Genomic DNA, 23,207 nt, shown 5'->3' on the forward strand with positions numbered 1-23,207 from the left:
CCGAACCGTAGGCTCGCTCCTGATGTCCACCACACTCGCAGCCGCCGAAGACCGCTCCGACCACGCCGGCCGTTCGTCCGTGCGCACTCTCCTGCGCCTGTGGCCGTATGTGCGGCCGGTGCGCGTACGGCTGTTCACCGCCGCCCTCGTGGCGGTCGTGGCCTCCTGTACGGGCCTGGTCATCCCGCTCGTCCTGAAGTGGCTGGTGGACGGGCCGGTGGCGGACCGGGACACCCGTGGCATCTGGCTCGGGGCGCTGTATCTGCTGCTGCTCGGGTTCGCCGAGGCGCTGCTGTTCGGGCTGCGGCGCTGGCTGGTGGCGCGGCCGCTGTCGCGGGTCGAGGCGGACATGCGGGCGGATCTGTACCGCCATCTCCAACGGCTTCCGGTCGCCTTCCACGACCGCTGGGCCTCCGGCCAGCTGCTGTCGCGGGGCACGACGGATCTGATGCTGCTGCGGATGTTCCTCGCGTTCCCACTGACGTTCCTGCTGGTCAACGGCGTGACGATCCTCGTCGGCGTGATCATCATGCTGGTTCAGGACTGGACGCTCGGGCTGGTGATCCTGGGCCCGGCCATCCCCGTGGTGATCATGTGCGCGCTGTTCGAGCGGCGGTACGCGGAGGTGGCGCGGCGGGCGCAGGACCAGGTGGGCGATCTGACGACGGTGGTCGAGGAGAGCGTGCTCGGCATCCGCATCGTCAAGGGCTTCGGCCGCCACCGCAGCCAGGCCCGCGCGTTCCGTGAGCTGACCCGGACCCTGCGCGGCACGGAGCTGGCGAAGGCCCGGCTGCTCGCCGCGATCTGGGCGGTCATCGTCACCCTCCCGGAACTGGCCATCGGCGCGGCACTCGTCCTCGGCACGATCCAGGTGGCCGATGGGGACCTGTCGGCGGGCACCCTGGTCGCGTTCCTGTCCACGGCCCTGGCCCTGCGCTGGCCCGTCGACTCGATCGGCTTCCTCCTCGCGATGAGCCAGGAGGCGGCGACGGCGACGGAGCGGTATTTCGAGGTGATGGACGCGGAACCGGAGTCGGCCGACGCCGTCGCCGCCCCGGCCGCCCCGGCCGGCGCCGACGGCCTGCGGTTCCACGACGTCCGCTTCCGCTACCCCGACGCGCCCTCGGACGCGCCGCCCGTCCTCGACCGCGTCGACCTCCACATCCGCCCCGGCGAGACGATGGCCCTGGTCGGCGCCACCGGCACCGGGAAGACCACCCTGACCGCGCTCATCCCCCGCCTGCACGAGGTCACGTCGGGCCGGATCACCCTGGACGGCGCGGACATCACGGCCATGCCCCGGCAGGCGCTGCGCGAACTCGTCGCCGTCGCCTTCGAGGAGCCCACCCTCTTCTCGGCGACCGTCGGCGAGAACGTCCTGATGGGTGCCGACGACAGCGCGGGCGAGCAGGAGCTGGACCGCGCCCTCGCCGTCGCCCAGGCCGACTTCGCGCACGCCCTCCCGCAGGGCACCGCCACCCAGGTCGGCGAGCAGGGCCTCAGTCTCTCCGGCGGCCAGCGTCAGCGCCTCGCCCTGGCCAGGGCGGTCGTGGGCCGCCCCCGCTTCCTCGTTCTCGACGACCCCCTGTCCGCCCTGGACGTCCACACGGAGGCCGCCGTCGAGGCCGCCCTGCGCCGGGTGCTCGCCGAGACCACCGCCCTGGTCGTGGCGCACCGCCCGTCCACGGTGCTGCTCGCCGACCGTGTCGCGCTGCTCTCCGGCGGCCGCATCGCCGCCGTCGGCACCCACCAGGAACTGCTGCGCACGAACGCCGAGTACGCCCATCTGATGTCCGGGGCGGACCGTGCGGAGGAAGCGGAGGAAGCAGAGAAAGCGGAGGAAGCAGAGGAATTGGAGGCCGACCGATGACGGCGCCGACGACGACCGCGCCCGACCTGACCGACGACGGCGAGGACCCCGTCGGCACACCGGGCGGCGGCGACCCCTTCGACCGGGACACCCTCCCCACGCCCCCGGGCGCGACGGGCGCCCTGCTGCGCTCGCTGCTGGCACCGCTCAGGGCCCGCGTCGTCGTGACGAGCGGGCTGCTCCTGCTCCAGCAGGCGGCGGTGCAGCTGGGCCCGCTGCTGGTCGCCTACGCCATCGACAGCGCCGTACCGGCGTTCCGGCGCGACGACCACGGCCCGCTGATCGCGGTGGGAGTGGCGTATCTGCTGTGCGCGGCGCTCTCCGGCGGCCTCCAGTACGCGTTCATCCTGGCGTCCGCGCGCGTCAACCAGGACGTGCTGCTCGACCTGCGCGGCCGGATCTTCCGCCATGCGCAGGCCCTGAGCATCGACTTCCACGAGCGCTACACCTCGGGGCGGCTGATCTCCCGCTCGACGACGGATGTCGAGTCGCTGCGCGAGCTGCTCAGCGAGGGCCTTCAGGAACTGATCGCGGTCATCCTGTCGTTCGTCTACATCTCGGCGATGCTGCTGTGGCTGGACCTGGGCCTGGGCGCGGTGGCGGTCGCCTCGTTCGGGCCGCTGTATCTGCTCGTACGGCTCTACCGGCGCCGTGCGGGACGGGTGTACCGCCTGCGTTCGACGGCGATCGCGGCGGTCATCGTGAAGTTCGCGGAGACGATGAACGGCATCCGGCCGGTGCGCGCGTTCCGCCGCGAAGCGGTGAACGACGCGGACTTCCGCGTGCTGAACGGACGCCACCAGCGCACCAACGGCGACGCTTTGCTGGAGATGGCCCGCTATGTCACCGGCTCCCGTCTGGTGGCCAACACGGCGGTGGCGGGGATCGTGCTGTGGGGCGCGTACCGGGTGTCGTCGGGCTCGCTGGAGCTGGGCGTGCTCGCGGCCGCCGTGCTCTATCTCCGCCGGCTGTACGACCCCATCGACCGGCTCGGCATGTTCCTCAACTCGTACCAGTCGGCGGCGGCCTCGCTGGAGAAGATCGCGGGGCTGCTGGCGCAGACGCCGTCGGTGCCGGAGCCCTCCGAGCCGCGCGCCCTGCCCGCCCTGGAGTCCGCGCACCCCGGCCGCGAGGTCGTGTTCGACGCCGTCCGCTTCACGTACCGCACGGGCGGGGAGGTGCTGCCCACCTTCTCGCTGACGCTGCCCGCCGGGCAGACGGTCGCCGTGGTCGGCTCGACCGGCGCCGGCAAGTCGACCCTCGCCAAGCTGCTCGCCCGCTTCTACGACCCCTCCGCCGGGCGGGTGCTGCTGGACGGGGTCGACCTGCGCGAGCTGACGGTTCCCGAGCTGCGGCGCGGTGTGGTGATGGTGACGCAGGAGGCGTTCCTGTTCTCCGGCACGGTCGCCGAGAACATCGCCATCGGTCGCCCCGACGCGACCCGGGAGGAGATCGAGCGGGCCGCGAAGGCGATCGGCGCCCACGACTTCATCAGTGCGCTGCCGGACGGCTACGACACGGACGTCCGCAAGCGGGGCGGGCGCATCTCCGCGGGCCAGCGCCAGCTGGTCGCGTTCGCACGGGCGTTGCTGGCCGACCCGGCGGTGCTGATCCTCGACGAGGCGACCAGCTCGCTGGACGTTCCCGGTGAACGGGCGGTGCAGCGGGCGATGCTGACGGTACTGAAGGGCCGGACGGCGGTCGTGATCGCGCACCGGCTGTCGACGGTGGAGATCGCGGACCGGGTACTGGTCATGGAGCACGGCCGGATCGTCGAGGACGGCAGCCCGGCCGAACTTGTCGCGGGCACGGGCCGGTTCGCGGATCTGCACCGGGCCTGGCGGGACAGCCTGGTGTGACGGGCAGGAGCTGGGGGGCGGATGATCGACGCGTACGAGGACCCGGGGGACCCGGACTGTCGCGGTGGCGGCCGGTATCTGTGGTGGCTGGTCATGCGGCAGCGGGGCCGGTGCGCCGCCGGGGCGCTGTTCGGCAGTACGTGGATGGTGCTGCTGGCGGCGACGCCGTATCTGATGTCCCGCGCGATCGACGACGGGCTGGCACCGGGCGACCGGACCGCGCTGATCGGCTGGACGGCGGCCCTGTTCGCGGTCGGGGCGTTCAACGCCTGGCTGAGCATCATGCGGCACCGCACGATGACCCGGGTCCGGATGGACGCCAACTTCCGCACCGTCAAGGTCGTCGTCGGGCAGGCGGTCCGGCTGGGCGCCGCGCTGTCGCGTCAGGTCGGGGCCGGGGAGGTCGTCACGATCGGCGTGGGCGACGTCCAGACGATCAGCCAGTCCCTGACCGTCGTCGGCCCCGGCGTCGGTGCGGTCGTCGCCTACACGGTCGTCGCCGGGCTGCTGCTGTCCGTCTCGCCGCCACTGGCCGCGGTGGTGCTGCTCGGGGTGCCGCTGATCGCCGTGCTCGTCGGTCCGCTGATGGGGCGGCTTCAGGGCGCGGAGACGGAGTACCGCGAGCGGCAGGGCGTGCTGACCGAGCGGATCGGGGACCTCGCGGGCGGTCTGCGGGTCCTCAACGGCCTGGGCGGCAAGGGGCTGTTCGCGGACGCGTTCCGCCGGGACTCGCGGCGGCTGCGGGAGCAGGGCTACCGGGTCGGGGCGGTGACCAGCTGGATCGAGGCGCTCGGGGTGGGCCTGCCGACGCTGTTCCTCGCCGTGGTGACCTGGCTGGCGGCCCGGCTGGCCGCGCGCGGGGACATCACGGTGGGCGAGTTGGTGTCGGTGTACGGCTATGTCGCGGTCCTGGTGGGGCCGGTGGCGTTCTTCATCGAGTGCGGCTACCAGCTCAGCCGGGGCGTGGTGGCCGCGCGGCGCGTCGTGCGCTTCCTGAGCCTTGCGCCCCTCGCGGACGACGGCACGGCCGACGCGCCCGCGGAGCCGTCCGTGCTGTCCGACCCGGAGTCCGGGGTCCGGGTGGTGCCGGGCCGGCTGACCGCGCTCGCCGGGGCCCGCCCCGCCGATGCCGCGGAGGTGGTCGACCGCCTCGGCCGGTACGCGCCGTCGGCCGCCACCTGGGGCGGGGTGCGGCTCGACGCCGTCGCGCTGGGGCAGGTCCGCGAGCGGATCCTGGTCGCCGACAACGAGGCCGATCTGTTCGCGGGTCCGCTGCGCGATCTGGTGGGCGGCAGACGGGGACCGGACGGCTGGGACGAGGCGGCCCTCGCGCGGGCCGTGCACGCGGCCGCGGCCGACGACATCGTCCTCGGTCTGCCGGACGGGCTCGAGACGGCCGTGACCGCGCAGGGCCGCACCCTCTCCGGCGGCCAGCGGCAGCGCGTACGGCTGGCGCGGGCGCTGCTGGCCGACCCCGAGGTGCTGCTGGCCGTCGAGCCCACCTCCGCGCTCGACGCCCACACCGAGGCCACCGTGGCGGACCGGCTGCACACCGCGCGCAGCGGCCGTACGACCGTCGTGACCACCACCTCTCCCCTCGTGCTCGCCCGGGCGGACACCGTGTACTACCTGGTCGACGGGAAGGTGGCCGCGAGGGGCAGCCATCGCGAACTCCTGGGCGGGGAGCCCGGGTACCGGGCGCTGGTGGCCCGGGACGCGGACGCCGAGGAGGCCCTGCGGTGACGACCGGAACTTCTGGACACCTGCCCGTCGCGGAACCGGCCGGTGTGCGGCGGGCCGCCGTCCGTCTGGTCCGGGCCGACGGGCGCGCCTTCGCCGCCGTGCTGGTCCTGAACGCGCTGGCCGCGGGCGCCGGGCTGGCCGGGCCGTGGCTGCTCGGGCGCATCGTCGACGGGGTCGGGGCCGGAGGCGGGGTGCGGGCCGTGGACCGGCTGGCGCTGGGCATCCTGCTGTGCTCCCTCGCGCAGCTGCTGCTGGCCCGCTGGGCCCGGTACGTGGGGCACCGCTTCGGGGAGCGGACGCTCGCCCGGGTGCGCGAGGAGTTCGTCGACCGGACGCTGGCGCTGCCCGCGTCGGTCGTGGAGCGGGCGGGCACCGGCGATCTGACGGCCCGTGGCACCGCCGACGTGGCCGCCGTCGGCACCACCTTGCGCGATGTCGGACCCGATCTGCTCATCCACACCCTCGAGGCGCTGTTCCTCCTCGGTGCGGTGTTCGTCCTCGCCCCGCTGCTGGGCGCCTTCGGCGTGCTCGGTCTGACCGGCATCTGGTGCGCGCTGCGCTGGTATCTGCGGCGGGCCCGGGACGGCTATCTCGCCGAGGGCGCGGCCACCTCGGAGGTCGCCGAGATCCTCGCGGCGACGGCGTCGGGGGCCCGTACCGTCGAGGCGTTCGGGCTTCAGGAGCGGCGGATCGGCGCGAGCCGGGAGGCGCTGGAGACGTCCCGGCGCACCCGGCTGTACACGCTGTATCTGCGCACCGTGTTCTTCCCGGTGGTGGAGGTGTCGTACATCGTGCCCGTGGCCGGGGTGCTGCTGATCGGCGGTGCGCTGCACGCGCGGGGTGTGATGAGCCTGGGTGCGGTGGTGGCGGCGGCGCTGTATCTGCGCCAGCTCGGCGAACCGCTCGACCAGATCCTGATGCGGGTCGAGCAGTTGCAGAGCAGCGGCGCCTCCTTCGCCCGGGTGGAGGGCCTGGCCCGGGCGCCGCGGAGCGGTCCGGCCGACTCGGCCGCGCCGGCGGACGACCGGATCGACGTGACCGGGGTGCGCTACGCGTACGAGCGTGGGGGCGAGGTGCTGCGCGGCGTCGACCTGACCGTGCGTCCCGGGGAGCGGCTGGCCGTCGTCGGCCCGTCCGGCGCCGGCAAGACCACACTGAGCAGGCTGCTCGCGGGCGTCGACGCGCCGAGCGCGGGCACGGTGACGGTGGGCGGGGTGCCGGTCGTCGGCCTCGAGCCGGAGCGGCTGCGCCGGCAGGTCGTCCTCGTCACCCAGGAGCACCATGTCTTCCTCGGCACGGTCCGCGACAACCTGCTGATCGCCGAGCCCTCGGCCACGGACGACGCGTTGTGGGCGGCTCTCGCCGCGGTCGGCGCCGACGGCTGGGTGCGCGAGCTGCCGGACGGCCTCGGCACCGTCCTGGGGTCCGGTGGTTGTGCCACGGACGGCTCACAGGCTCAGCAACTGGCGCTGGCCCGGGTGGTGCTGGCGGATCCGCACACGCTGATCCTCGACGAGGCCACCGCGCTGCTGGATCCGACGACCGCCCGCCACACCGAGCGCGCGCTGGCGGCCGTACTCGAAGGGCGGACCGTCATCGCCATCGCCCACCGGCTGCACACGGCGCACGACGCGGACCGGGTGGCCGTGATGGAGGACGGCCGGCTGACCGAACTCGGCACCCACGAGGCCCTGGTGGCGGCGGGGGGCGCGTACGCGGCGCTGTGGCATTCGTGGCACGGCGACGAGCCGTCCCCGTCCTGAATCCGGGATCGTCGGGCGGCCTTGTACGCCTTTGCGACGGTCTCCGGCAGGACACTCCTGACCGGACTTCTGAACGGACTTCTGACCGGACTTCTGAACGGTCCGTATACCGAACATGACTTACCGGACAACGGACGATTTCCGGCCAAATCCTTGATGCGCCCCTGACAGAAAGCGCGGTCTCCTGACACTCTTCCCACGGCCACCTCACAGCAAGCACACAGCTCGACCGCTGTGCCGCGGCCGTGCGTTCCCCATGCACCACCCCGAGCACCACCCATGCACCACCCCATGTACCTGGTTCCGCGTAACGCCAAGTTCCGCCCTGTTCTGCCCGGACGGGTGACCATCGTCCGGTCTCCCCTGGCCGCGCGACCCGCGGCCACGCAGAAGGAGTCAGTGTTGAGTAGCAGTTCCTCCCACAGACGCACCTCCCACATCCTGCGTCGTCGCGCCGGGGCAGTCGCCCTGGTGGGCGTCACCGCCCTGCTCGCCGCGGCCGTCCAGTCGGGCGCCGCCAACGCCGCCCCCGACCAGGCCCCCACGGGCAAGGTCAAGCCGGGCGCCGTCACCCTGAAGCTCACCCCGTCCCAGCGCGCCGAGCTGATACGCGACGCCAACGCGGCCAAGGCGGACACCGCCAAGGATCTGGGCCTCGGAGCCAAGGAGAAGCTCGTCGCCCGCGATGTCCTCAAGGACCACGACGGCACGGTCCACACCCGCTACGAGCGCACCTACGACGGACTGCCGGTCCTCGGCGGCGACCTGGTCGTGGACACCTCGAAGTCGGGCAAGACCGAGCGGGTCGTCAAGGCGACGAAGGCGGCCATCAAGCCGGCCTCCCTCAAGCCGCAGATCGCCTCCGCCAAGGCCGAGCAGCAGGCCCTGACCGCCGCCAAGTCCGCCGGTTCGAAGAGCACCAAGGCGGACCGCGCGCCCCGCAAGGTGATCTGGGCGGCCGACGGCAAGCCGACCCTCGCCTACGAGACCGTCGTCGGCGGCCTCCAGGACGACGGCACCCCGAACCAGCTGCACGTCATCACCGACGCGGCCACCGGCAAGAAGCTCTACCAGTACCAGGGCATCAAGAACGGCATCGGCAACACCCAGTACAGCGGCCAGGTGACCCTGACGACCACACAGTCGGGCTCCACCTACACGCTGAACGACGGAGCGCGCGGCGCCCACAAGACGTACAACCTGAACCACGGGTCGTCCGGCACCGGCACGCTGTTCTCGCAGACGAACGACACCTGGGGCAACGGCACCACGTCGAACGCCGCGACCGCCGGCGCCGACGCGCACTACGGCGCCGCCACGACCTGGGACTTCTACAAGACCACGTTCGGCCGCAGCGGCATCAAGAACAACGGCGTCGGCGCGTACTCGCGGGTCCACTACGGCAACGCGTACGTCAACGCCTTCTGGGACGACAGCTGCTTCTGCATGACGTACGGCGACGGCTCCGGCAACGCCGACCCGCTGACCTCGCTGGACGTGGCGGGCCACGAGATGAGCCACGGCGTCACCTCGAACACGGCCAACCTGAACTACAGCGGTGAGTCCGGAGGCCTGAACGAGGCGACCTCCGACATCTTCGGCACGGGCGTGGAGTTCTTCGCGGCGAACTCCTCCGACGTCGGTGACTACCTCATCGGCGAGAAGATCGACATCAACGGCGACGGCACCCCGCTGCGCTACCAGGACAAGCCCAGCAAGGACGGCGCGTCCAAGGACAGCTGGTACTCGGGCATCGGCTCGATCGACGTCCACTACTCGTCGGGTCCCGCGAACCACTTCTTCTATCTGCTGAGCGAGGGCAGCGGCGCCAAGGTCATCAACGGCGTCAGCTACAACTCGCCGACGTCGGACGGCCTTCCGGTCACCGGCATCGGCCGCGACAAGGCCCTGCAGATCTGGTACCGGGCACTCACCACCAAGTTCACCTCGACCACCAACTACGCGGCGGCCCGCACCGGCACCCTCGCGGCGGCGGGTGAGCTGTACGGCACGACGAGCACCGAGTACAAGGCGGTGCAGGACGCGTGGGCGGCCGTCGCGGTCGGTGCGCGCTCCGGTGGCGGCGGCGGTGGCGGTACCTCGTACGAGAGCACGACCAAGGTATCGATTCCGGACAACGCGGGGGCGGTGACGTCCTCGATCACCGTCACGGGCCGCACCGGAAACGCGCCGAGCAATCTTCAGGTCACCCCGAACATCACGCACACCTGGCGTGGTGACCTGGTCATCGACCTGGTGGCCCCGGACGGCTCGACGTACCGCCTGAAGAACTTCAGCTCGTCCGACTCCGCGGACAACGTGACCGACACCTACACGGTCAACGCGTCCTCCGAAACCGCCAACGGCACTTGGCAGTTGAAGGTCCAGGACCAGGCGGCGCAGGACGTCGGCACCATCAACAGCTGGAAGCTGACGTTCCCGTAGACCCCGCTTGACGCAGGGCACAGGACAGGGCGTCGCCCCGGTGGTTCAACTCCCCGGGGCGGCGCCCCCTTTGCTGTGCCCTGACCTCTCCTTGGTTGCCGCCATACCCAAGATCAGGTCCGCATTGCGTACACGGATCTTCACCCAACGGACGATTTTCAGCCAACGTTCCTTTGGGGTCATGACATGTACGCGCCCTAGGTGTCACTCTTCCACCGCACGGCTCACCCGCACCGCAACTTCACCCGTCCGTACGGCTACCCCACGTCGTTCGGCCGCCCCCACAAAGGAGCTTGCGTGACCTCCCTCTACGCGCGTCACAAGCGCACCACTCTGGCCATCGCCACCGCTGTCGCCGCCGGAGCCCTGCTCGCCACCGGTGTGACCACCGGTGCCTCTGCCCAGACCCCGGTGTCCGACGCCGGCAAGAAGGCCACCCTCGCCGGCGCCCCGCTCCAGCTGTCCGCGGCGGCGCGCACGTCCCTCATCAAGAAGGCCGAAGCCGCCACGCCGGAGACGGCCCAGCAGATAGGCCTCGGCACCAAGGAGAAGCTGGTCGTCAGAGACGTCGTCAAGGACGCCGACGGCACGCTGCACACGCGCTACGAGCGCACGTACAACGGACTGCCGGTCCTCGGCGGCGACCTGGTCGTCCACCAGTCGAAGTCGGGCACGACCGAGGGCGTGACCAAGGCGACGAAGGCGACCATCAAGGTGGCCTCCCTCAAGCCGCAGATCACCTCCGCCAAGGCCGAGAAGCAGGCCCTGACCGTCGCCAAGTCCGCCGGCTCGGAGAAGACCTCGGCCGACCGGGCGCCGCGCAAGGTGATCTGGGCGGGCAACGGCAAGCCGACCCTCGCCTTCGAGACCGTCGTGGGCGGCCTCCAGGACGACGGCACCCCGAACCAGCTGCACGTCATCACCGACGCGGCCACCGGCAAGAAGCTCTACGAGTACCAGGCCATCGAGACCGGCACCGGCAAGACCCTCTACTCGGGCACGGTCACCCTCAACACCACGCTGTCGGGGTCGACGTACCAGCTGACCGACGGGACGCGCGGCAGCCACAAGACGTACAACAAGTCGCACACCACCACCTCCTCCGCGGGCACCTTGTTCACCGACGCGGACGACACGTGGGGCACCGGCGCGGCCTCCAGCTCCACCACCGACCAGACCGCGGCCGCCGACGCCGCGTACGGCGCGCAGGTGACGTGGGACTTCTACAAGAACACCTTCGGCCGCAGCGGCATCAAGAACAACGGCGTCGCCGCCTACTCCCGCGTCCACTACGGCAACGCGTACGTCAACGCGTTCTGGGACGACAGCTGCTTCTGCATGACCTACGGCGACGGCTCGGGCAACACCCACCCGCTGACCTCGCTGGACGTCGCGGGCCACGAGATGAGCCACGGCGTCACCGCCAACACCGCGGGCCTCAACTACAGCGGTGAGTCCGGCGGCCTGAACGAGGCGACCTCCGACATCTTCGGCACGGGCGTCGAGTTCTACGCGGCCAACTCGTCCGACGTCGGCGACTACCTCATCGGCGAGAAGATCAACATCAACGGCGACGGCACCCCGCTGCGCTACATGGACAAGCCCAGCAAGGACGGCGGCTCGGCGGACTCCTGGTCCTCCAGCGTGGGCAACCTCGACGTGCACTACTCGTCGGGTGTCGCGAACCACTTCTTCTACCTCCTCTCGGAGGGCAGCGGTTCGAAGACGATCAACGGGGTCACCTACAACTCCCCCACGTCCAACGGCTCCACGGTCACGGGCATCGGCCGGGCCAAGGCCCTGCAGATCTGGTACAAGGCTCTGACGACGTACTTCACGTCGACGACCAAGTACGCGGCCGCCCGCACGGGCACCCTCTCGGCGGCCTCGGCGCTGTACGGCTCCACCAGCACCGAGTACAAGGCGGTGGCGGCGGCCTGGTCGGCGGTCAACGTCAGCTAGTCGACTGGCCGGCTGGTCGACTGATCGACTGATCGGCCGTATTTCGCACAGGGCGGCACCCGGAGAGAAGGTGACTCCGGGTGCCGCCCTAGGCTGTGCCCCATGTCCTTCACGTACGAGGATGTCGGCGCGACCCGTGAGAACGGGTACTGCCCGCCGGGATTCCACTCCCTGCACGTGCGCACGCGCATAGGCGAGGGCGAAGAGGTGTTCCGCCGGGCGTCCCACGCGGTCGTCACCTGGGAGATGCACCGCGCCATGGGCGTCGGTATTGACGCGTCCGCGGACGCGGCCGCCCCGGGGGTCGACGTCACGGTCTCCCTGGCCGGCATGATCAAGGCCCCGTGCCGGGTGGTCTGGACGGTCGACGAACCCCGCCGCGCCGGCTGGGCGTACGGCACGCTTTCCGGCCACCCCGAGTGCGGCGAAGAAGCCTTCGTCGTGAACAGAACGGGCGACGGCACGGTCTGGCTCACGATCACGGCCTTCAGCCGCGCGGCCAAGTGGTACGCCCGAGCGGGCGGCGCGGCGACGCGAGGCTTGCAGCACGCGTACGCGCGGCGGTGCGGGGTGGTGCTGCGGAGGCTGTGCGAGTCGGTTGCGGACTGAGTGCCCGACTCGCCCGTCCTACACGCGGCGCTCCGCCACCGCCCTCCTCCTTCCCACTTCGAACCACAGCAGCTTCCCGGCACCGTGCCCCATCTGGTCATCGCCGAGGCGCCAGCCGCCCCACCAGTCCGCGTACTCCTGTACGAGGAAGAGACCGCGCCCACCAACGGCGTCCACCGGCGCGCACGGGACACGGTCTCCGGGCGGCCGGTCGAAGGGGGCAGGAATGTGCGGACTGCTGTCCCACACACCGACCCGCAACCGTCCTCCTCCCAGCGCCGTCAGCCGCAGGGATGCAGGCCCTTTGGCGTACCGGTAGGCGTTGGTGACGAGCTCGGAGGTCAACAGCTCGACGACATCGACGACTTCACCCATACCGTGCCCGGACAGCGTGGCCCGCACGGTCATACGTGCGACGCGTGCGGCGCGGGGGTCATGGGGCAGGCGAAGGGCGTATACCCAGGTGTCGGGCGGGGTTACGGTGACCATGAACGGCTCCGGAGTGGAAGGGGCTTGGGCTCGCTCGACGGCAGCGCCGCGCGGTGGCAGTGCCAGGGCTGTGGTGCGCTTCCGGCTTATCGGCGCGGGAGGTTGAGCGACGTGGGACACACCATAGAGGGCGTGATGTGATACTTAACATCGAACGAAGGTGATGATTCATAATTCCCTCCTGTGGGTGACCCGCAGGAACACACCGCCGAGAGAGGGCCCAGTGCCGCCCAGCACCACTCCCACACTGCGCCAACAACGACTGGGCTCCGAGCTGCGCAGGCTCAGGGAGCACTCAGGACTGACATCCACCGCTGCCGCGGACCTGCTTGGCCTCAAGCAGGCTCAGGTCAGCAGCATCGAGGCCGGCCGCTACGCCGTCAGCGCCGACCGCGTACGCACCTTCGCCCGCACATACAGCTGCGCCGACCCGGCTCTGATCGAGGCGCTGGCCGAGATGACCGGGGGCCGTACCCGGGGTTGGTGGGACGAGTACCGGGAGTATCTGCCCGCCGGATTGGCCGATCTCGCCGAACTGGAGCACCACGCAACCGAGTTGCGCGTGGCCCTGTCCCTGCACATCCCTGCCCTGCTCCAGACCACGGACCACGCCCGAGCCATGCTCCGCGAAGCGGTCCCGCCCTTCCTGCCGTACGAGCTCGAGCACCGCCTGTCGTACCGCATCAAGCGGCAGGAGATCCTGAACCGCTCGGCCCCACTCCCCTACACGGCACTTCTGCATGAGGCGGCCCTGCGCATGCAGTACGGGGGCGCGGACGTCGCCCGGGATCAGCTCGCCCACCTGCTGGAGCGGAGCGAGCAGGACAACATCACCATCCGCGTCATCCCCTTCACCTCGCCGCATTTCCCCGGCAACGGCCAGTCCTTCGACTACGCGGTCGGCCCGACCCCCCAGCTCGACACGGTCCAACTGGACACCCACCACGGCGGCTGCGAATTCCTGGACACGGAAGCACAGTTGGCGAAATACCGGACCGTGCTGGACCGCATGGAAAACTGCGCTCTCGAACCCGCCGAGTCACGCAAGTTCATCGAGCACATCATGCAAAGCCACTGAAAGGGGCCGACGTGCACATATCCGCCTGGCAGAAGTCCACCTACAGCCCCGACGGCTCGAACTGCGTCTACGTCGCCGCCACCCCCACCGGAACCGTTCACCTCCGCGAAAGCGACGACCCTGACGTCATCCTGACCACCACCCGCAACCCGCTGCTCTCCCTCATACGCTCCCTCAAAGAAGACAGCCAACGACGCTGACACCCCAAACAGCTGACCCAGGCGCCCTGGGCCGCCGGTTCGGTGTCGCACAACTCTCAGAGCTGCAATACAGCCGGAAGATTCTTAGGGTTTCCATAAGTCAGGATTCTATTTCTCGCCCACTGCCAACCACCTTGCCCACACGCAGAGCGAATTGCATGGACCCAAAGAAAGCCTCCCCCGTACCGCTACTGCAAGAAAATTTATACTCGCCCTCACGGACCACATCGCAGATCATTCCAGCGTTTCCGAGCCATGCCGCACGCTCGCCGAACTTGCCCCGCCAACAGTTCCAGACTTGAAGGGTAGAACCCTTCTCGGCGTTGACTCCCATATCAACGACAGATGGCGCCGCATCCATCCAAAATACCAACCCGGGGTGCGACCTTCCTTCAACCGAAAGCACCCCTTCGCCGACCTGAAGGCAGACCCCCTGAACCGGCTCATCGACAAAGCCGGAGAACTCGAGTCGAATCTTGGAAGTCTCTACTCCTACGGGAATTCGATAGGCCATATGGATCATTTCGCCATCGCGTTCGACAGGACGGCCGCCCGACTCCTGGAATAGTTCATCCAGCTTGCGAGGAGCAGCTGCACCGTTCATTAGGTTCTCTTTTCAGACATCTACCTGTGGGTCAGGCTCGTCGACCCGTCGGCCGGCTCGTCCGCGGTCGTCGTAGAGGTTCAGGGACCCCAGTCGTCCGCCGACTGGGGTCGGGGTCTGAACCTGGCGGCTACGCAGCAGTGAGTCGTGAAACTCGTATGCGTAGCCGTGCCCTTGAGGGTGTCACCGCAGCAAAACCCCAGCCCCCTCCCCCACATCCTCCGATGGCACCGCCACCAGCCCCAGTTCCGCGCTCGTCGCCAGGAGGCGGTGGGTCGGCAGGATGCGGACCGTGTAGCCGAAGGGGCCCGTGCGGTCCAGGGACAGGGGGCCCTCGTACACCCGTCGTCCCTCCAGGTCCGGGCCGCCCACCGGTTTCAGGGGGACCGCCGTCGCGTCCGTGATGCGGTCCTGCCCGTCCACCCGGCCCGCGACCGCCTGGACCTCGACGTCGTCCGGGTCGAGGTCGCCGAGGCCCACGCGGACCCGTAGTGACAGCGTCGTGCCCAGCTCCGCCGTCGTCGTCGCCACCGAGGTCTCCACATGGTCGACGGTGACCCGCGGCCAGGCCGCCCGTACCCGGGACTTCCAGGTCGCGAGCTCCCGTGCCGGTTCCGGGGTCAGCGCCCGGTGCGCGAGGGCCGCGGGGGTGTAGAGACGCTCCACGTACTCGCGCACCATGCGCCCCGCCAGCACCTTGGGACCCAGATGCGTCAGTGTCTGGCGGACCATCTCGATCCAGCGGTCGGGCAGACCGGCCTGGCCCCGCTCGTAGAAGCGGGGGGCGACGCGCCCTTCCAGCAGGTCGTACAGTGCCGTCGCCTCCAGGTCGTCCCGGCGGTCCTCGTCCGTCGCGGTGCCGTCCGCCGTCGGGATCGCCCAGCCGAAGTCCGGCTGGAACCACTCGTCCCACCAGCCGTCGAGCACCGAAAGGTTCAGGCAGCCGTTGAGCGCGGCCTTCATCCCGCTCGTCCCGCACGCCTCCAGCGGGCGCAGCGGGTTGTTCAGCCAGATGTCGCAGCCCGGGTACAGCTTCTGCGCCATCGCCATCCCGTAGTCCGGCAGGAACACGATGCGGTGCCGGACGCGCGGGTCGTCAGCGAACCGCACCAGCTCCTGGACCAGGCGTTTCCCGCCGTCGTCCGCCGGGTGCGCCTTGCCCGCCACCACGATCTGCACCGGGCGCTCGGGGTGCAGCAGCAGGTCCATCAGCCGGTCCCGGTCCCGCAGCATCAGCGTCAGCCGCTTGTACGAGGGGACCCGGCGCGCGAAGCCGATCGTCAGGACGTCCGGGTCGAGCACCCCGTCGATCCAGCCGAGTTCGGCCGTGCCCGCCCCGCGCTGCCGCCAGGACGCGCGCAGCCGCTCCCGCACCTCGGTCACCAGTTGCTCCCGCAGCACCCGCCGCAGGTCCCAGATGTCCTGGTCCGGAATCTCCGCCACCGCGTCCCAGCGCTCCGAGCCGCCCACCGTCATCGCGTCCTCGGTGCGCTGGGCGCCGATCTGCCGCGCCCCCAGCCGGAACACCTCCGGGGCCACCCAGGTCGGCGCGTGCACCCCGTTGGTCACCGAGGTGATCGGCACCTCGTCCGGGTCGAAGCCCGGCCACAGGCCCGAGAACATCTCCCGGCTCACCTGACCGTGCAGCAGCGAGACGCCATTGGCGCGCTGGCCCAGCCGCAGGCCCATCACCGCCATGTTGAAGAGGTTGGGTTCGCCGCCCGGGTACGTCTCCATGCCGAGCCCCAGGATCCGCTCCACGTCGATCCTCGGAAGTTCCGCGTCCGGGCCGAAGTGGCGGGCCACCAGCTCCCGGTCGAACCGGTCGATGCCGGCCGGGACCGGCGTGTGGGTCGTGAAGACCGTCCCCGCCCGCACCGACTCCAGGCCCGCGTCGAAGTCCAGCCCCGTGTCGCAGAGTTCGGCGATCCGCTCCAGGCCGAGGAAACCCGCGTGCCCCTCGTTGGTGTGGAAGACCTCCGGCTCGGCATGACCGGTCAGCCGGCAGTACGTGCGGACCGCGCGCACCCCGCCGATGCCCAGCAGCATCTCCTGGAGCAGCCGGTGCTCGCTGCCGCCGCCGTACAGCCGGTCGGTGACACCGCGCTCACCGTGGTCGTTCTCCTCGACGTCCGAGTCGAGCATCAGCAGCGGTACGCGGCCCACCTGGGCCAGCCAGATCCGGGCCTGGAGCCGCCGCCCGCCGGGCAGGGCGAGGGAGACCTGGGCCAGGGCGCCGTCGTCCTCGCGCAGCGGCACCACCGGCAGTTCGTGCGGGTCGAGGACGGGATAGTGCTCCTGCTGCCAGCCGTCGCGGGACAGCGACTGGCGGAAGTAGCCGTGCCGGTACAGCAGGCCCACCCCGATCAGGGGCACGCCCAGGTCGCTGGCCGCCTTCAGATGGTCCCCGGCGAGGATGCCGAGGCCGCCGGAGTACTGCGGCAGCGCGGCCGTGACGCCGAACTCCGGTGAGAAGTAGGCGATGGCGGCGGGCAGTTCGGCCGCGCGGGACGGGGCCTCGGCCTGCGACTGGTACCAGCGGTCGCCGGTCACGTAGTCGGTGAGATCGTCGGCGGCCGCGCCCAGCCTGCGCAGGAAGCGGCGGTCCTCCGCCAGCTCCGCGAGGCGCGCGTGCGGGACGCTGCCGAGCAGCCGTACGGGATCGCCGTCCGACGCCGCCCAGCGCTCGGGGTCCACGGACTGGAAGAGCTCACGGGTCTCCGCATGCCACGACCAGCGCAGATTTCGCGCCAGATCGCTGAGCGGGTGAAGGGCGTCGGGGAGTACGGGACGTACGGTGAACCTACGGATGGCCTTCACGAGTTCCACCTTCACGGAGGACGTACGGAGGACGTACGAAGGGCGTACGGAGGACATGCCCGGTTGAGGGCCGCACCTCCTCGTGCGGCCCTTGTTCACCCACGACGGTAGCGGTGCGGGCGCCTCGGCAACTACGGCGCATGAAGCGCGCCCCCTGCCCGTCGCTCCCCCTTCGGCAGAAATTCACCGCGGCCTTCACAACACGTGCCCGCCACGGGCCATCACGTGCCCGCCGCGGGCCATCGGGTGCCCGCCACGGGCCGCCACGCGCGCCCCACGGGCAAGACGAGCGCCCCCTGGGCCATTCGTGCGCCCCTCTCACGATATGGCCGATTCCGCCCGCCTGCGCGACCTTGTGGCGGTTCACACCGCACGAGAGGCTGCCCAGTGGCGTGTCGGCCCGGGCCGTCCGGACGCGGGCGAAAACCGGTCGGAGCACGCCGAGTCGAGGAGGGGAACCCAAGCCATGGCACGGACGAGCAGCGCTCGTCTGCGCTGGGCAGGAGGCCTGACCGCGGTCACCACCGCCGCGGTGCTTTCGGCCGTCACCCTGCCCGCGCAGGCAGCCCCGCAGGGGCGGATACTCGGCGCCGGCGATCCCGGTTCCGTCAGCGGAAGTTACCTCGTGACACTCAAGGGGGGAACGAGCGCGCCCTCGGCGGCCGGCAAGAGCGTCGCCGGGAAGTACGGGGCGAGGATCAGCCACATCTACGGTGCCGCCTTGAACGGCTATGCGGTGCAGGCCAATGAGAAGCAGGCCCGGCGGCTCGCGGCGGACCCCCGCGTGGCCTCGGTGGCGCAGGACACCGAGGTCGCTCTCGACCACTACCAGAAGAACCCGCCCTCCTGGGGCCTGGACCGGATCGACCAGAACGACCTGCCGCTCGACCACGGCTACACCTGGCCGGAGTCCTCGGGCGCCGGCGCCGGCGTGACCACGTACGTCATCGACACCGGTATCCGCGTCACCCACCGGGACTTCGGCGGCCGGGCGAGCTACGGCTGGGACTTCGTCGACGGCGACCGGACGGCGGGCGACGGCAACGGGCACGGCACGCATGTCGCCGGAACGATCGCGGGCACCACGTACGGGGTCGCCAAACAAGCCAAAGTCGTCGCGGTACGCGTTCTCGACAACGAGGGCTCCGGCACCACCGCCCGAGTCATCGCCGGCATCGACTGGGTGACCAGGCACGCGAAGAAGCCCGCCGTGGCCAATCTGAGCCTGGGCGGCTTCGCCAACGCGCAGCTCGACGCCGCCGTACGCAACTCCATCGCCTCCGGCGTCACCTACGCGGTCGCGGCCGGGAACGACGGACTCGCGGCCGGCCTGTACTCCCCGGCCCACGTGAAACAGGCCATAACTGTCGGCGCCGGCGACCGGAAGGACGCCCGTGCGAGCTTCTCCAACTGGGGCCCGCGCCTGGACCTGTTCGCCCCGGGCGTGGCGATCACCTCCGCCTCGAACGCGAGCGACACCGCGAAGGCCACCTTCTCCGGTACGTCGATGGCGACGCCGCACGTCACCGGCGCGGCAGCGCTCGAACTGGCCGCGCATCCCGAAGCCACACCCGCCCAGGTCAGCAAGGCGCTCGCCGCCCGGGCGGCCACGGGGAGAATCTCGGGCGGCGGCCCCGGCTCACCGGACAAACTGCTCCAGGTGAACAGCCCTTGACCCGGTTTTGACCGCTCTTAACCGGACACGCGTACCCTGACCGGCCTCGCCCACACCGGGTAAGGCCGGTCTTCTGCGCACCTCACCGCACACGGCTGGTCTTGTGTGTAGACATACGCGTGAGTAGTTAACAAAGTGCCGGATTGCCCACCCGAATAGGGTGGGAAGGCTCCTCCGGTACACCCGCAGGCCCCACCTCCCCACACCCTCATCCGCCCACCCACGTTGATGCGGACAGGAGCGGTCATGCCCGCAACGCACCACTCGCCGGCACCCCCGGCGTCCAGTACCGACTCACCCCCCATACGCAGGGGCGACGCCGGTCCACCCGCCCCGGAGACACCCTCCGCGGGCACCACCCCCGGCATCGGACGCATCCCCGTCCTCGACATCCGTCCGCTCGTCGACCACGGGCGCCGCCCGGCCAAAGCGGTCGTCGGTGAGGAGTTCGAGGTCTCCGCCACGGTCTTCCGCGAAGGCCATGACGCGGTCGCCGCCAATGTCGTCCTCACGGATCCGCAGGGCCGCAGCGGCCCCTGGACCCCCATGCGCGAACTCGCCCCCGGCACCGACCGCTGGGGCGCCACCGTGTCCGCGACCGCCGCCGGCCGCTGGACGTACACCATCGAGGCCTGGGGCGATCCGGTCACCACCTGGCGCCGTCACGCCGGGATCAAGATCCCGGCCGGGATCGACACCGAACTCGTCCTCGCGGAGGGCGCGGGCCTGTACGAGCGGGCGGCCGCCGGAGTACCGAAGAGCAAGGGCAGGCGGGAGGTGATCCTCGCCGCCGCCGACGCCCTGCGCGACACCGGGCGCCCCGCCGCGTCCCGGCTCGCCGCGGCGCTCACTGCCGAGGTGGACAAGGTTCTCGCGCGGCATCCGCTGCGTGAACTGCTCACGTCGTCGGAGCCGTTGCCGCTGCTGGTGGAGCGGGAGCGGGCGCTGTTCGGTTCCTGGTACGAGTTCTTCCCGCGTTCGGAGAGCGGCCGCGTGGACCGGCCGGTGCACGGCACGTTCCGTACGGCGGCCGAGCGGCTGCCCGCCATCGCGGAGATGGGCTTCGACGTCGTCTACCTCCCGCCGATCCACCCCATCGGCAGCACCTTCCGCAAGGGCCCCAACAACACCCTGTCGGCGGCCGCCCACGACGTGGGGGTGCCCTGGGCGATCGGCTCGCCCGAGGGCGGTCACGACGCGGTCCACCCGGACCTCGGGACGATCGAGGACTTCGACGTGTTCGTGCGGCGGGCCCGGGGCCTGGGCCTGGAGATCGCCCTCGACTTCGCGCTTCAGTGCTCTCCCGATCATCCGTGGGTGGAGAAGCATCCGGAGTGGTTCCATCACCGTCCGGACGGGACGATCGCGTACGCGGAGAATCCGCCGAAGAAGTACCAGGACATCTATCCGATCGCGTTCGACCGGGACATGCCGGGGCTGATCGCGGAGACGGTGCGGATCCTGCGGTTCTGGATGGGCCATGGGGTGCGGATCTTCCGGGTGGACAATCCGCATACGAAGCCGGTGGTGTTCTGGGAGCGGGTGATCGGGGAGGTCGGCCGGACGGATCCGGATGTGATCTTCCTGGCGGAGGCGTTCACGCGGCCGGCGATGATGCGGGCGCTGGCGGCGGTCGGTTTCCAGCAGTCGTACACGTACTTCACCTGGCGCAACAGCAAGCGGGAGCTGACGGAGTACCTGACCGAGCTGTCGGGGGAGGCGGCGGCCGTTATGCGGCCGAACTTCTTCGTCAACACCCCGGACATCCTGCATGAGTTCCTCCAGCGTGGCGGGCGGCCGGCCTTCGAGGTGCGGGCGGTGCTGGCGGCGACGCTGTCGCCGTCGTGGGGGGTGTACTCCGGCTACGAGCTGTGCGAGAACACCCCGGTGCGCGGCGGGAGCGAGGAGTACCTCGACTCGGAGAAGTACCAGCTCCGCCCGCGGGACTGGGCGGCGGCCGAGCGCGAGGGACGCAGCATCGCACCGCTGATCACCTCGCTGAACGAGATCCGGCGGCGCAGCCCCGCCCTTCGTCAACTGCGCGACCTGCACTTCCACCACACCGACAAGGAAGAGGTGATCGCCTACTCGAAGCGCAGTGGATCGAACACGGTTGTGGTGGTGGCGAACCTGGATCCGCACCACACCCAGGAGGCGACGGTCTCGTTGGACATGCCGCAACTCGGTCTGGACTGGGCCGCGTTCGTGCCGGTGCGCGACGAGCTCACCGGGGAGAGCTACCACTGGGGCAGGGCCAACTATGTGCGTCTGGAGCCGGGGCACCGGCCCGCGCACGTTCTCACCGTCCTGCGACCGTCCTCACCGCAGATCGGAGGGTCACCCACACGATGATCGTCAACGAGCCCGTCCCGGACACCTTCGAGGACACGCCCGCCAAGGACCGCGATCCGGAGTGGTTCAAACGCGCCGTCTTCTACGAGGTCCTGGTCCGCTCCTTCCAGGACAGCAACGGCGACGGTGTCGGCGACCTGAAGGGCCTGACCGCCAAGCTGGACTATCTGCAGTGGCTGGGCGTGGACTGCCTGTGGCTGCCGCCGTTCTTCAAGTCCCCCCTGCGCGACGGCGGCTACGACGTCTCCGACTACACCGCGGTGCTGCCCGAGTTCGGTGACCTGGCCGACTTCGTCGAGTTCGTGGACGCGGCCCACCAGCGCGGCATGCGCGTGATCATCGACTTCGTGATGAACCACACCAGCGACCTGCACCCGTGGTTCCAGGAGTCCCGCAGCAACCCCGACGGCCCCTACGGCGACTACTACGTGTGGGCCGACGACGACAAGCAGTACCAGGACGCCCGGATCATCTTCGTCGACACCGAGGCCTCCAACTGGACCTTCGACCCGGTCCGCAAGCAGTACTACTGGCACCGCTTCTTCTCCCACCAGCCCGACCTCAACTACGAGAACCCGGCGGTGCAGGAGGAGATCGTCTCCGCCCTGCGGTTCTGGCTCGACCTCGGCATCGACGGCTTCCGCCTCGACGCGGTGCCGTACCTGTACCAGCAGGAAGGCACCAACTGCGAGAACCTGCCGGCGACGCACGAGTTCCTGAAGCGGGTGCGCAAGGAGATCGACACGCACTATCCGGACACGGTGCTGCTCGCGGAGGCGAACCAGTGGCCGGAGGACGTGGTCGACTACTTCGGCGACTTCCCCTCGGGCGGCGACGAGTGCCACATGGCGTTCCATTTCCCGGTCATGCCGCGGATCTTCATGGCGGTGCGGCGTGAGTCGCGGTATCCGGTGTCGGAGATCCTGGCGAAGACGCCGGCGATCCCGTCGAGCTGCCAGTGGGGCATCTTCCTGCGCAACCACGACGAGCTGACCCTGGAGATGGTCACCGACGAGGAACGCGACTACATGTGGGCGGAGTACGCCAAGGATCCGCGGATGCGGGCCAACATCGGCATCCGCCGGCGTCTGGCGCCGCTGCTGGACAACGACCGCAACCAGATCGAGCTGTTCACCGCGCTGCTGCTGTCGCTGCCCGGCTCGCCGATCCTCTACTACGGCGACGAGATCGGCATGGGGGACAACATCTGGCTCGGTGACCGGGACGCGGTGCGCACTCCGATGCAGTGGACGCCGGACCGCAACGCGGGTTTCTCGTCCTGCGACCCGGGGCGTCTGTATCTGCCCACGATCATGGATCCGGTCTACGGGTACCAGGTCACGAACGTGGAGGCGTCGATGTCGTCGCCGTCCTCGCTGCTGCACTGGACCCGGCGGATGATCGAGATCCGTAAGCAGAACCCGGCGTTCGGCCTCGGCTCGTACACCGAACTCCAGTCCTCGAACCCGGCCGTCCTCGCGTTCCTGCGGGAGGCCCCCTCGACCGGGGGGAACGGGGACGACCTGGTGCTGTGCGTGCACAACTTCTCCCGGTTCGCGCAGCCCACGGAGCTGGATCTGCGGGCGTTCAGCGGCCGTCATCCGGTCGAGCTGATCGGCGGTGTCCGCTTCCCGGCCATCGGGGAACTCCCGTATCTGCTGACCCTGGCAGGCCACGGCTTCTACTGGTTCCGGCTCCGCAAGGACGCCGTCTAGAACCTCGGGCGGGGCGGATAACA

15 protein-coding genes are annotated in these 23,207 nt (G+C 70.3%); 12 read left to right on the plus strand and 3 right to left on the minus strand.

Annotation, left to right across the window (positions count from 1 at the left end):
- The first annotated feature begins 22 nt into the window (after positions 1-22).
- The 7 genes from SAVERM_RS14520 (at position 23) to SAVERM_RS14550 (ending at position 12,251) form a co-directional block, all read left to right on the plus strand.
- Positions 23-1,870 (plus strand): ABC transporter ATP-binding protein, encoded by a 1,848-nt coding sequence (locus SAVERM_RS14520; RefSeq protein ID WP_037649778.1) that lies wholly within the window; start codon positions 23-25, stop codon positions 1,868-1,870.
- Positions 1,867-3,729: an ABC transporter ATP-binding protein gene (locus SAVERM_RS14525; RefSeq protein WP_010984223.1), complete on the plus strand. Its 1,863-nt coding sequence runs from the start codon at positions 1,867-1,869 to the stop codon at positions 3,727-3,729. Before SAVERM_RS14520 ends, SAVERM_RS14525 begins: the two co-directional genes overlap by 4 nt.
- A gap of 21 nt (positions 3,730-3,750) precedes the next feature.
- A complete protein-coding gene (locus SAVERM_RS14530; protein WP_010984224.1) occupies positions 3,751-5,472 on the plus strand; it encodes an ABC transporter transmembrane domain-containing protein in 1,722 nt (573 codons plus the stop codon).
- Positions 5,469-7,235, plus strand: a complete 1,767-nt coding sequence (locus SAVERM_RS14535) for an ABC transporter ATP-binding protein (RefSeq protein ID WP_010984225.1) — start codon at positions 5,469-5,471, stop codon at positions 7,233-7,235. Before SAVERM_RS14530 ends, SAVERM_RS14535 begins: the two co-directional genes overlap by 4 nt.
- Before the next feature lie 402 nt (positions 7,236-7,637).
- The gene (locus SAVERM_RS14540) at positions 7,638-9,680 is read left to right on the plus strand and encodes a M4 family metallopeptidase (protein ID WP_037649779.1); all 2,043 of its coding nucleotides are present in this window, start codon (positions 7,638-7,640) and stop codon (positions 9,678-9,680) included.
- A 297-nt stretch (positions 9,681-9,977) separates the two neighbouring features.
- Complete coding sequence (locus tag SAVERM_RS14545; protein WP_010984227.1) at positions 9,978-11,642, plus strand: M4 family metallopeptidase; 1,665 nt, start codon at positions 9,978-9,980, stop codon at positions 11,640-11,642.
- Between the two features lie 102 nt (positions 11,643-11,744).
- Positions 11,745-12,251 (plus strand): DUF1990 domain-containing protein, encoded by a 507-nt coding sequence (locus SAVERM_RS14550; RefSeq protein WP_010984228.1) that lies wholly within the window; start codon positions 11,745-11,747, stop codon positions 12,249-12,251.
- 18 nt (positions 12,252-12,269) lie between these two features.
- On the opposite strand, the gene SAVERM_RS14555 is transcribed toward SAVERM_RS14550, so the two are convergent.
- A complete protein-coding gene (locus SAVERM_RS14555) occupies positions 12,270-12,740 on the minus strand; it encodes an ATP-binding protein (protein WP_037649781.1) in 471 nt (156 codons plus the stop codon).
- A gap of 223 nt (positions 12,741-12,963) precedes the next feature.
- Between SAVERM_RS14555 and SAVERM_RS14560 the strand changes: the two genes are divergently transcribed.
- Together SAVERM_RS14560 and SAVERM_RS14565 are read left to right on the plus strand one after the other, a co-directional pair.
- The gene (locus SAVERM_RS14560; protein WP_010984230.1) at positions 12,964-13,818 is read left to right on the plus strand and encodes a helix-turn-helix domain-containing protein; all 855 of its coding nucleotides are present in this window, start codon (positions 12,964-12,966) and stop codon (positions 13,816-13,818) included.
- 11 nt (positions 13,819-13,829) lie between these two features.
- Positions 13,830-14,018: a DUF397 domain-containing protein gene (locus SAVERM_RS14565; protein WP_010984231.1), complete on the plus strand. Its 189-nt coding sequence runs from the start codon at positions 13,830-13,832 to the stop codon at positions 14,016-14,018.
- 100 nt (positions 14,019-14,118) lie between these two features.
- Here SAVERM_RS14565 and SAVERM_RS42330 read toward each other — a convergent pair whose 3' ends face one another.
- Together SAVERM_RS42330 and SAVERM_RS14570 are read right to left on the minus strand one after the other, a co-directional pair.
- Positions 14,119-14,622: a hypothetical protein gene (locus tag SAVERM_RS42330; RefSeq protein ID WP_137865251.1), complete on the minus strand. Its 504-nt coding sequence runs from the start codon at positions 14,620-14,622 to the stop codon at positions 14,119-14,121.
- 183 nt (positions 14,623-14,805) lie between these two features.
- Positions 14,806-17,442: a glycosyltransferase family 1 protein gene (locus SAVERM_RS14570; RefSeq protein ID WP_010984232.1), complete on the minus strand. Its 2,637-nt coding sequence runs from the start codon at positions 17,440-17,442 to the stop codon at positions 14,806-14,808.
- Positions 17,443-17,908: 466 nt separating this feature from the next.
- On the opposite strand from SAVERM_RS14570, the gene SAVERM_RS14575 reads away from it, so the two are divergent.
- From SAVERM_RS14575 to treS, 3 genes are all read left to right on the plus strand, one after another.
- The gene (locus SAVERM_RS14575; RefSeq protein ID WP_010984233.1) at positions 17,909-19,117 is read left to right on the plus strand and encodes a S8 family peptidase; all 1,209 of its coding nucleotides are present in this window, start codon (positions 17,909-17,911) and stop codon (positions 19,115-19,117) included.
- Between the two features lie 246 nt (positions 19,118-19,363).
- The gene (locus SAVERM_RS14580) at positions 19,364-21,469 is read left to right on the plus strand and encodes an alpha-1,4-glucan--maltose-1-phosphate maltosyltransferase (protein WP_010984234.1); all 2,106 of its coding nucleotides are present in this window, start codon (positions 19,364-19,366) and stop codon (positions 21,467-21,469) included.
- Entirely contained in the window at positions 21,466-23,184 is a 1,719-nt protein-coding gene (gene treS, locus SAVERM_RS14585) for a maltose alpha-D-glucosyltransferase (protein ID WP_010984235.1), read from the plus strand. Before SAVERM_RS14580 ends, treS begins: the two co-directional genes overlap by 4 nt.
- The last annotated feature ends 23 nt before the right edge of the window (positions 23,185-23,207 follow it).

The sequence above is a fragment of the Streptomyces avermitilis MA-4680 = NBRC 14893 genome (genome assembly GCF_000009765.2).
GTDB classification, from domain to species: domain Bacteria; phylum Actinomycetota; class Actinomycetes; order Streptomycetales; family Streptomycetaceae; genus Streptomyces; species Streptomyces avermitilis.

Coding starts and splice junctions, on each gene's coding strand:
- SAVERM_RS14555 (WP_037649781.1), bottom strand. CDS start 12,740: ATGGTCACCGTAACCCCGCCCGACACCTGGGTATACGCCCTTCGCCTG.
- SAVERM_RS14520 (WP_037649778.1), top strand. CDS start 23: ATGTCCACCACACTCGCAGCCGCCGAAGACCGCTCCGACCACGCCGGC.
- SAVERM_RS14580 (WP_010984234.1), top strand. CDS start 19,364: ATGCCCGCAACGCACCACTCGCCGGCACCCCCGGCGTCCAGTACCGAC.
- SAVERM_RS14525 (WP_010984223.1), top strand. CDS start 1,867: ATGACGGCGCCGACGACGACCGCGCCCGACCTGACCGACGACGGCGAG.
- SAVERM_RS14530 (WP_010984224.1), top strand. CDS start 3,751: ATGATCGACGCGTACGAGGACCCGGGGGACCCGGACTGTCGCGGTGGC.
- SAVERM_RS14575 (WP_010984233.1), top strand. CDS start 17,909: ATGGCACGGACGAGCAGCGCTCGTCTGCGCTGGGCAGGAGGCCTGACC.
- SAVERM_RS14550 (WP_010984228.1), top strand. CDS start 11,745: ATGTCCTTCACGTACGAGGATGTCGGCGCGACCCGTGAGAACGGGTAC.
- treS (WP_010984235.1), top strand. CDS start 21,466: ATGATCGTCAACGAGCCCGTCCCGGACACCTTCGAGGACACGCCCGCC.
- SAVERM_RS42330 (WP_137865251.1), bottom strand. CDS start 14,622: ATGAACGGTGCAGCTGCTCCTCGCAAGCTGGATGAACTATTCCAGGAG.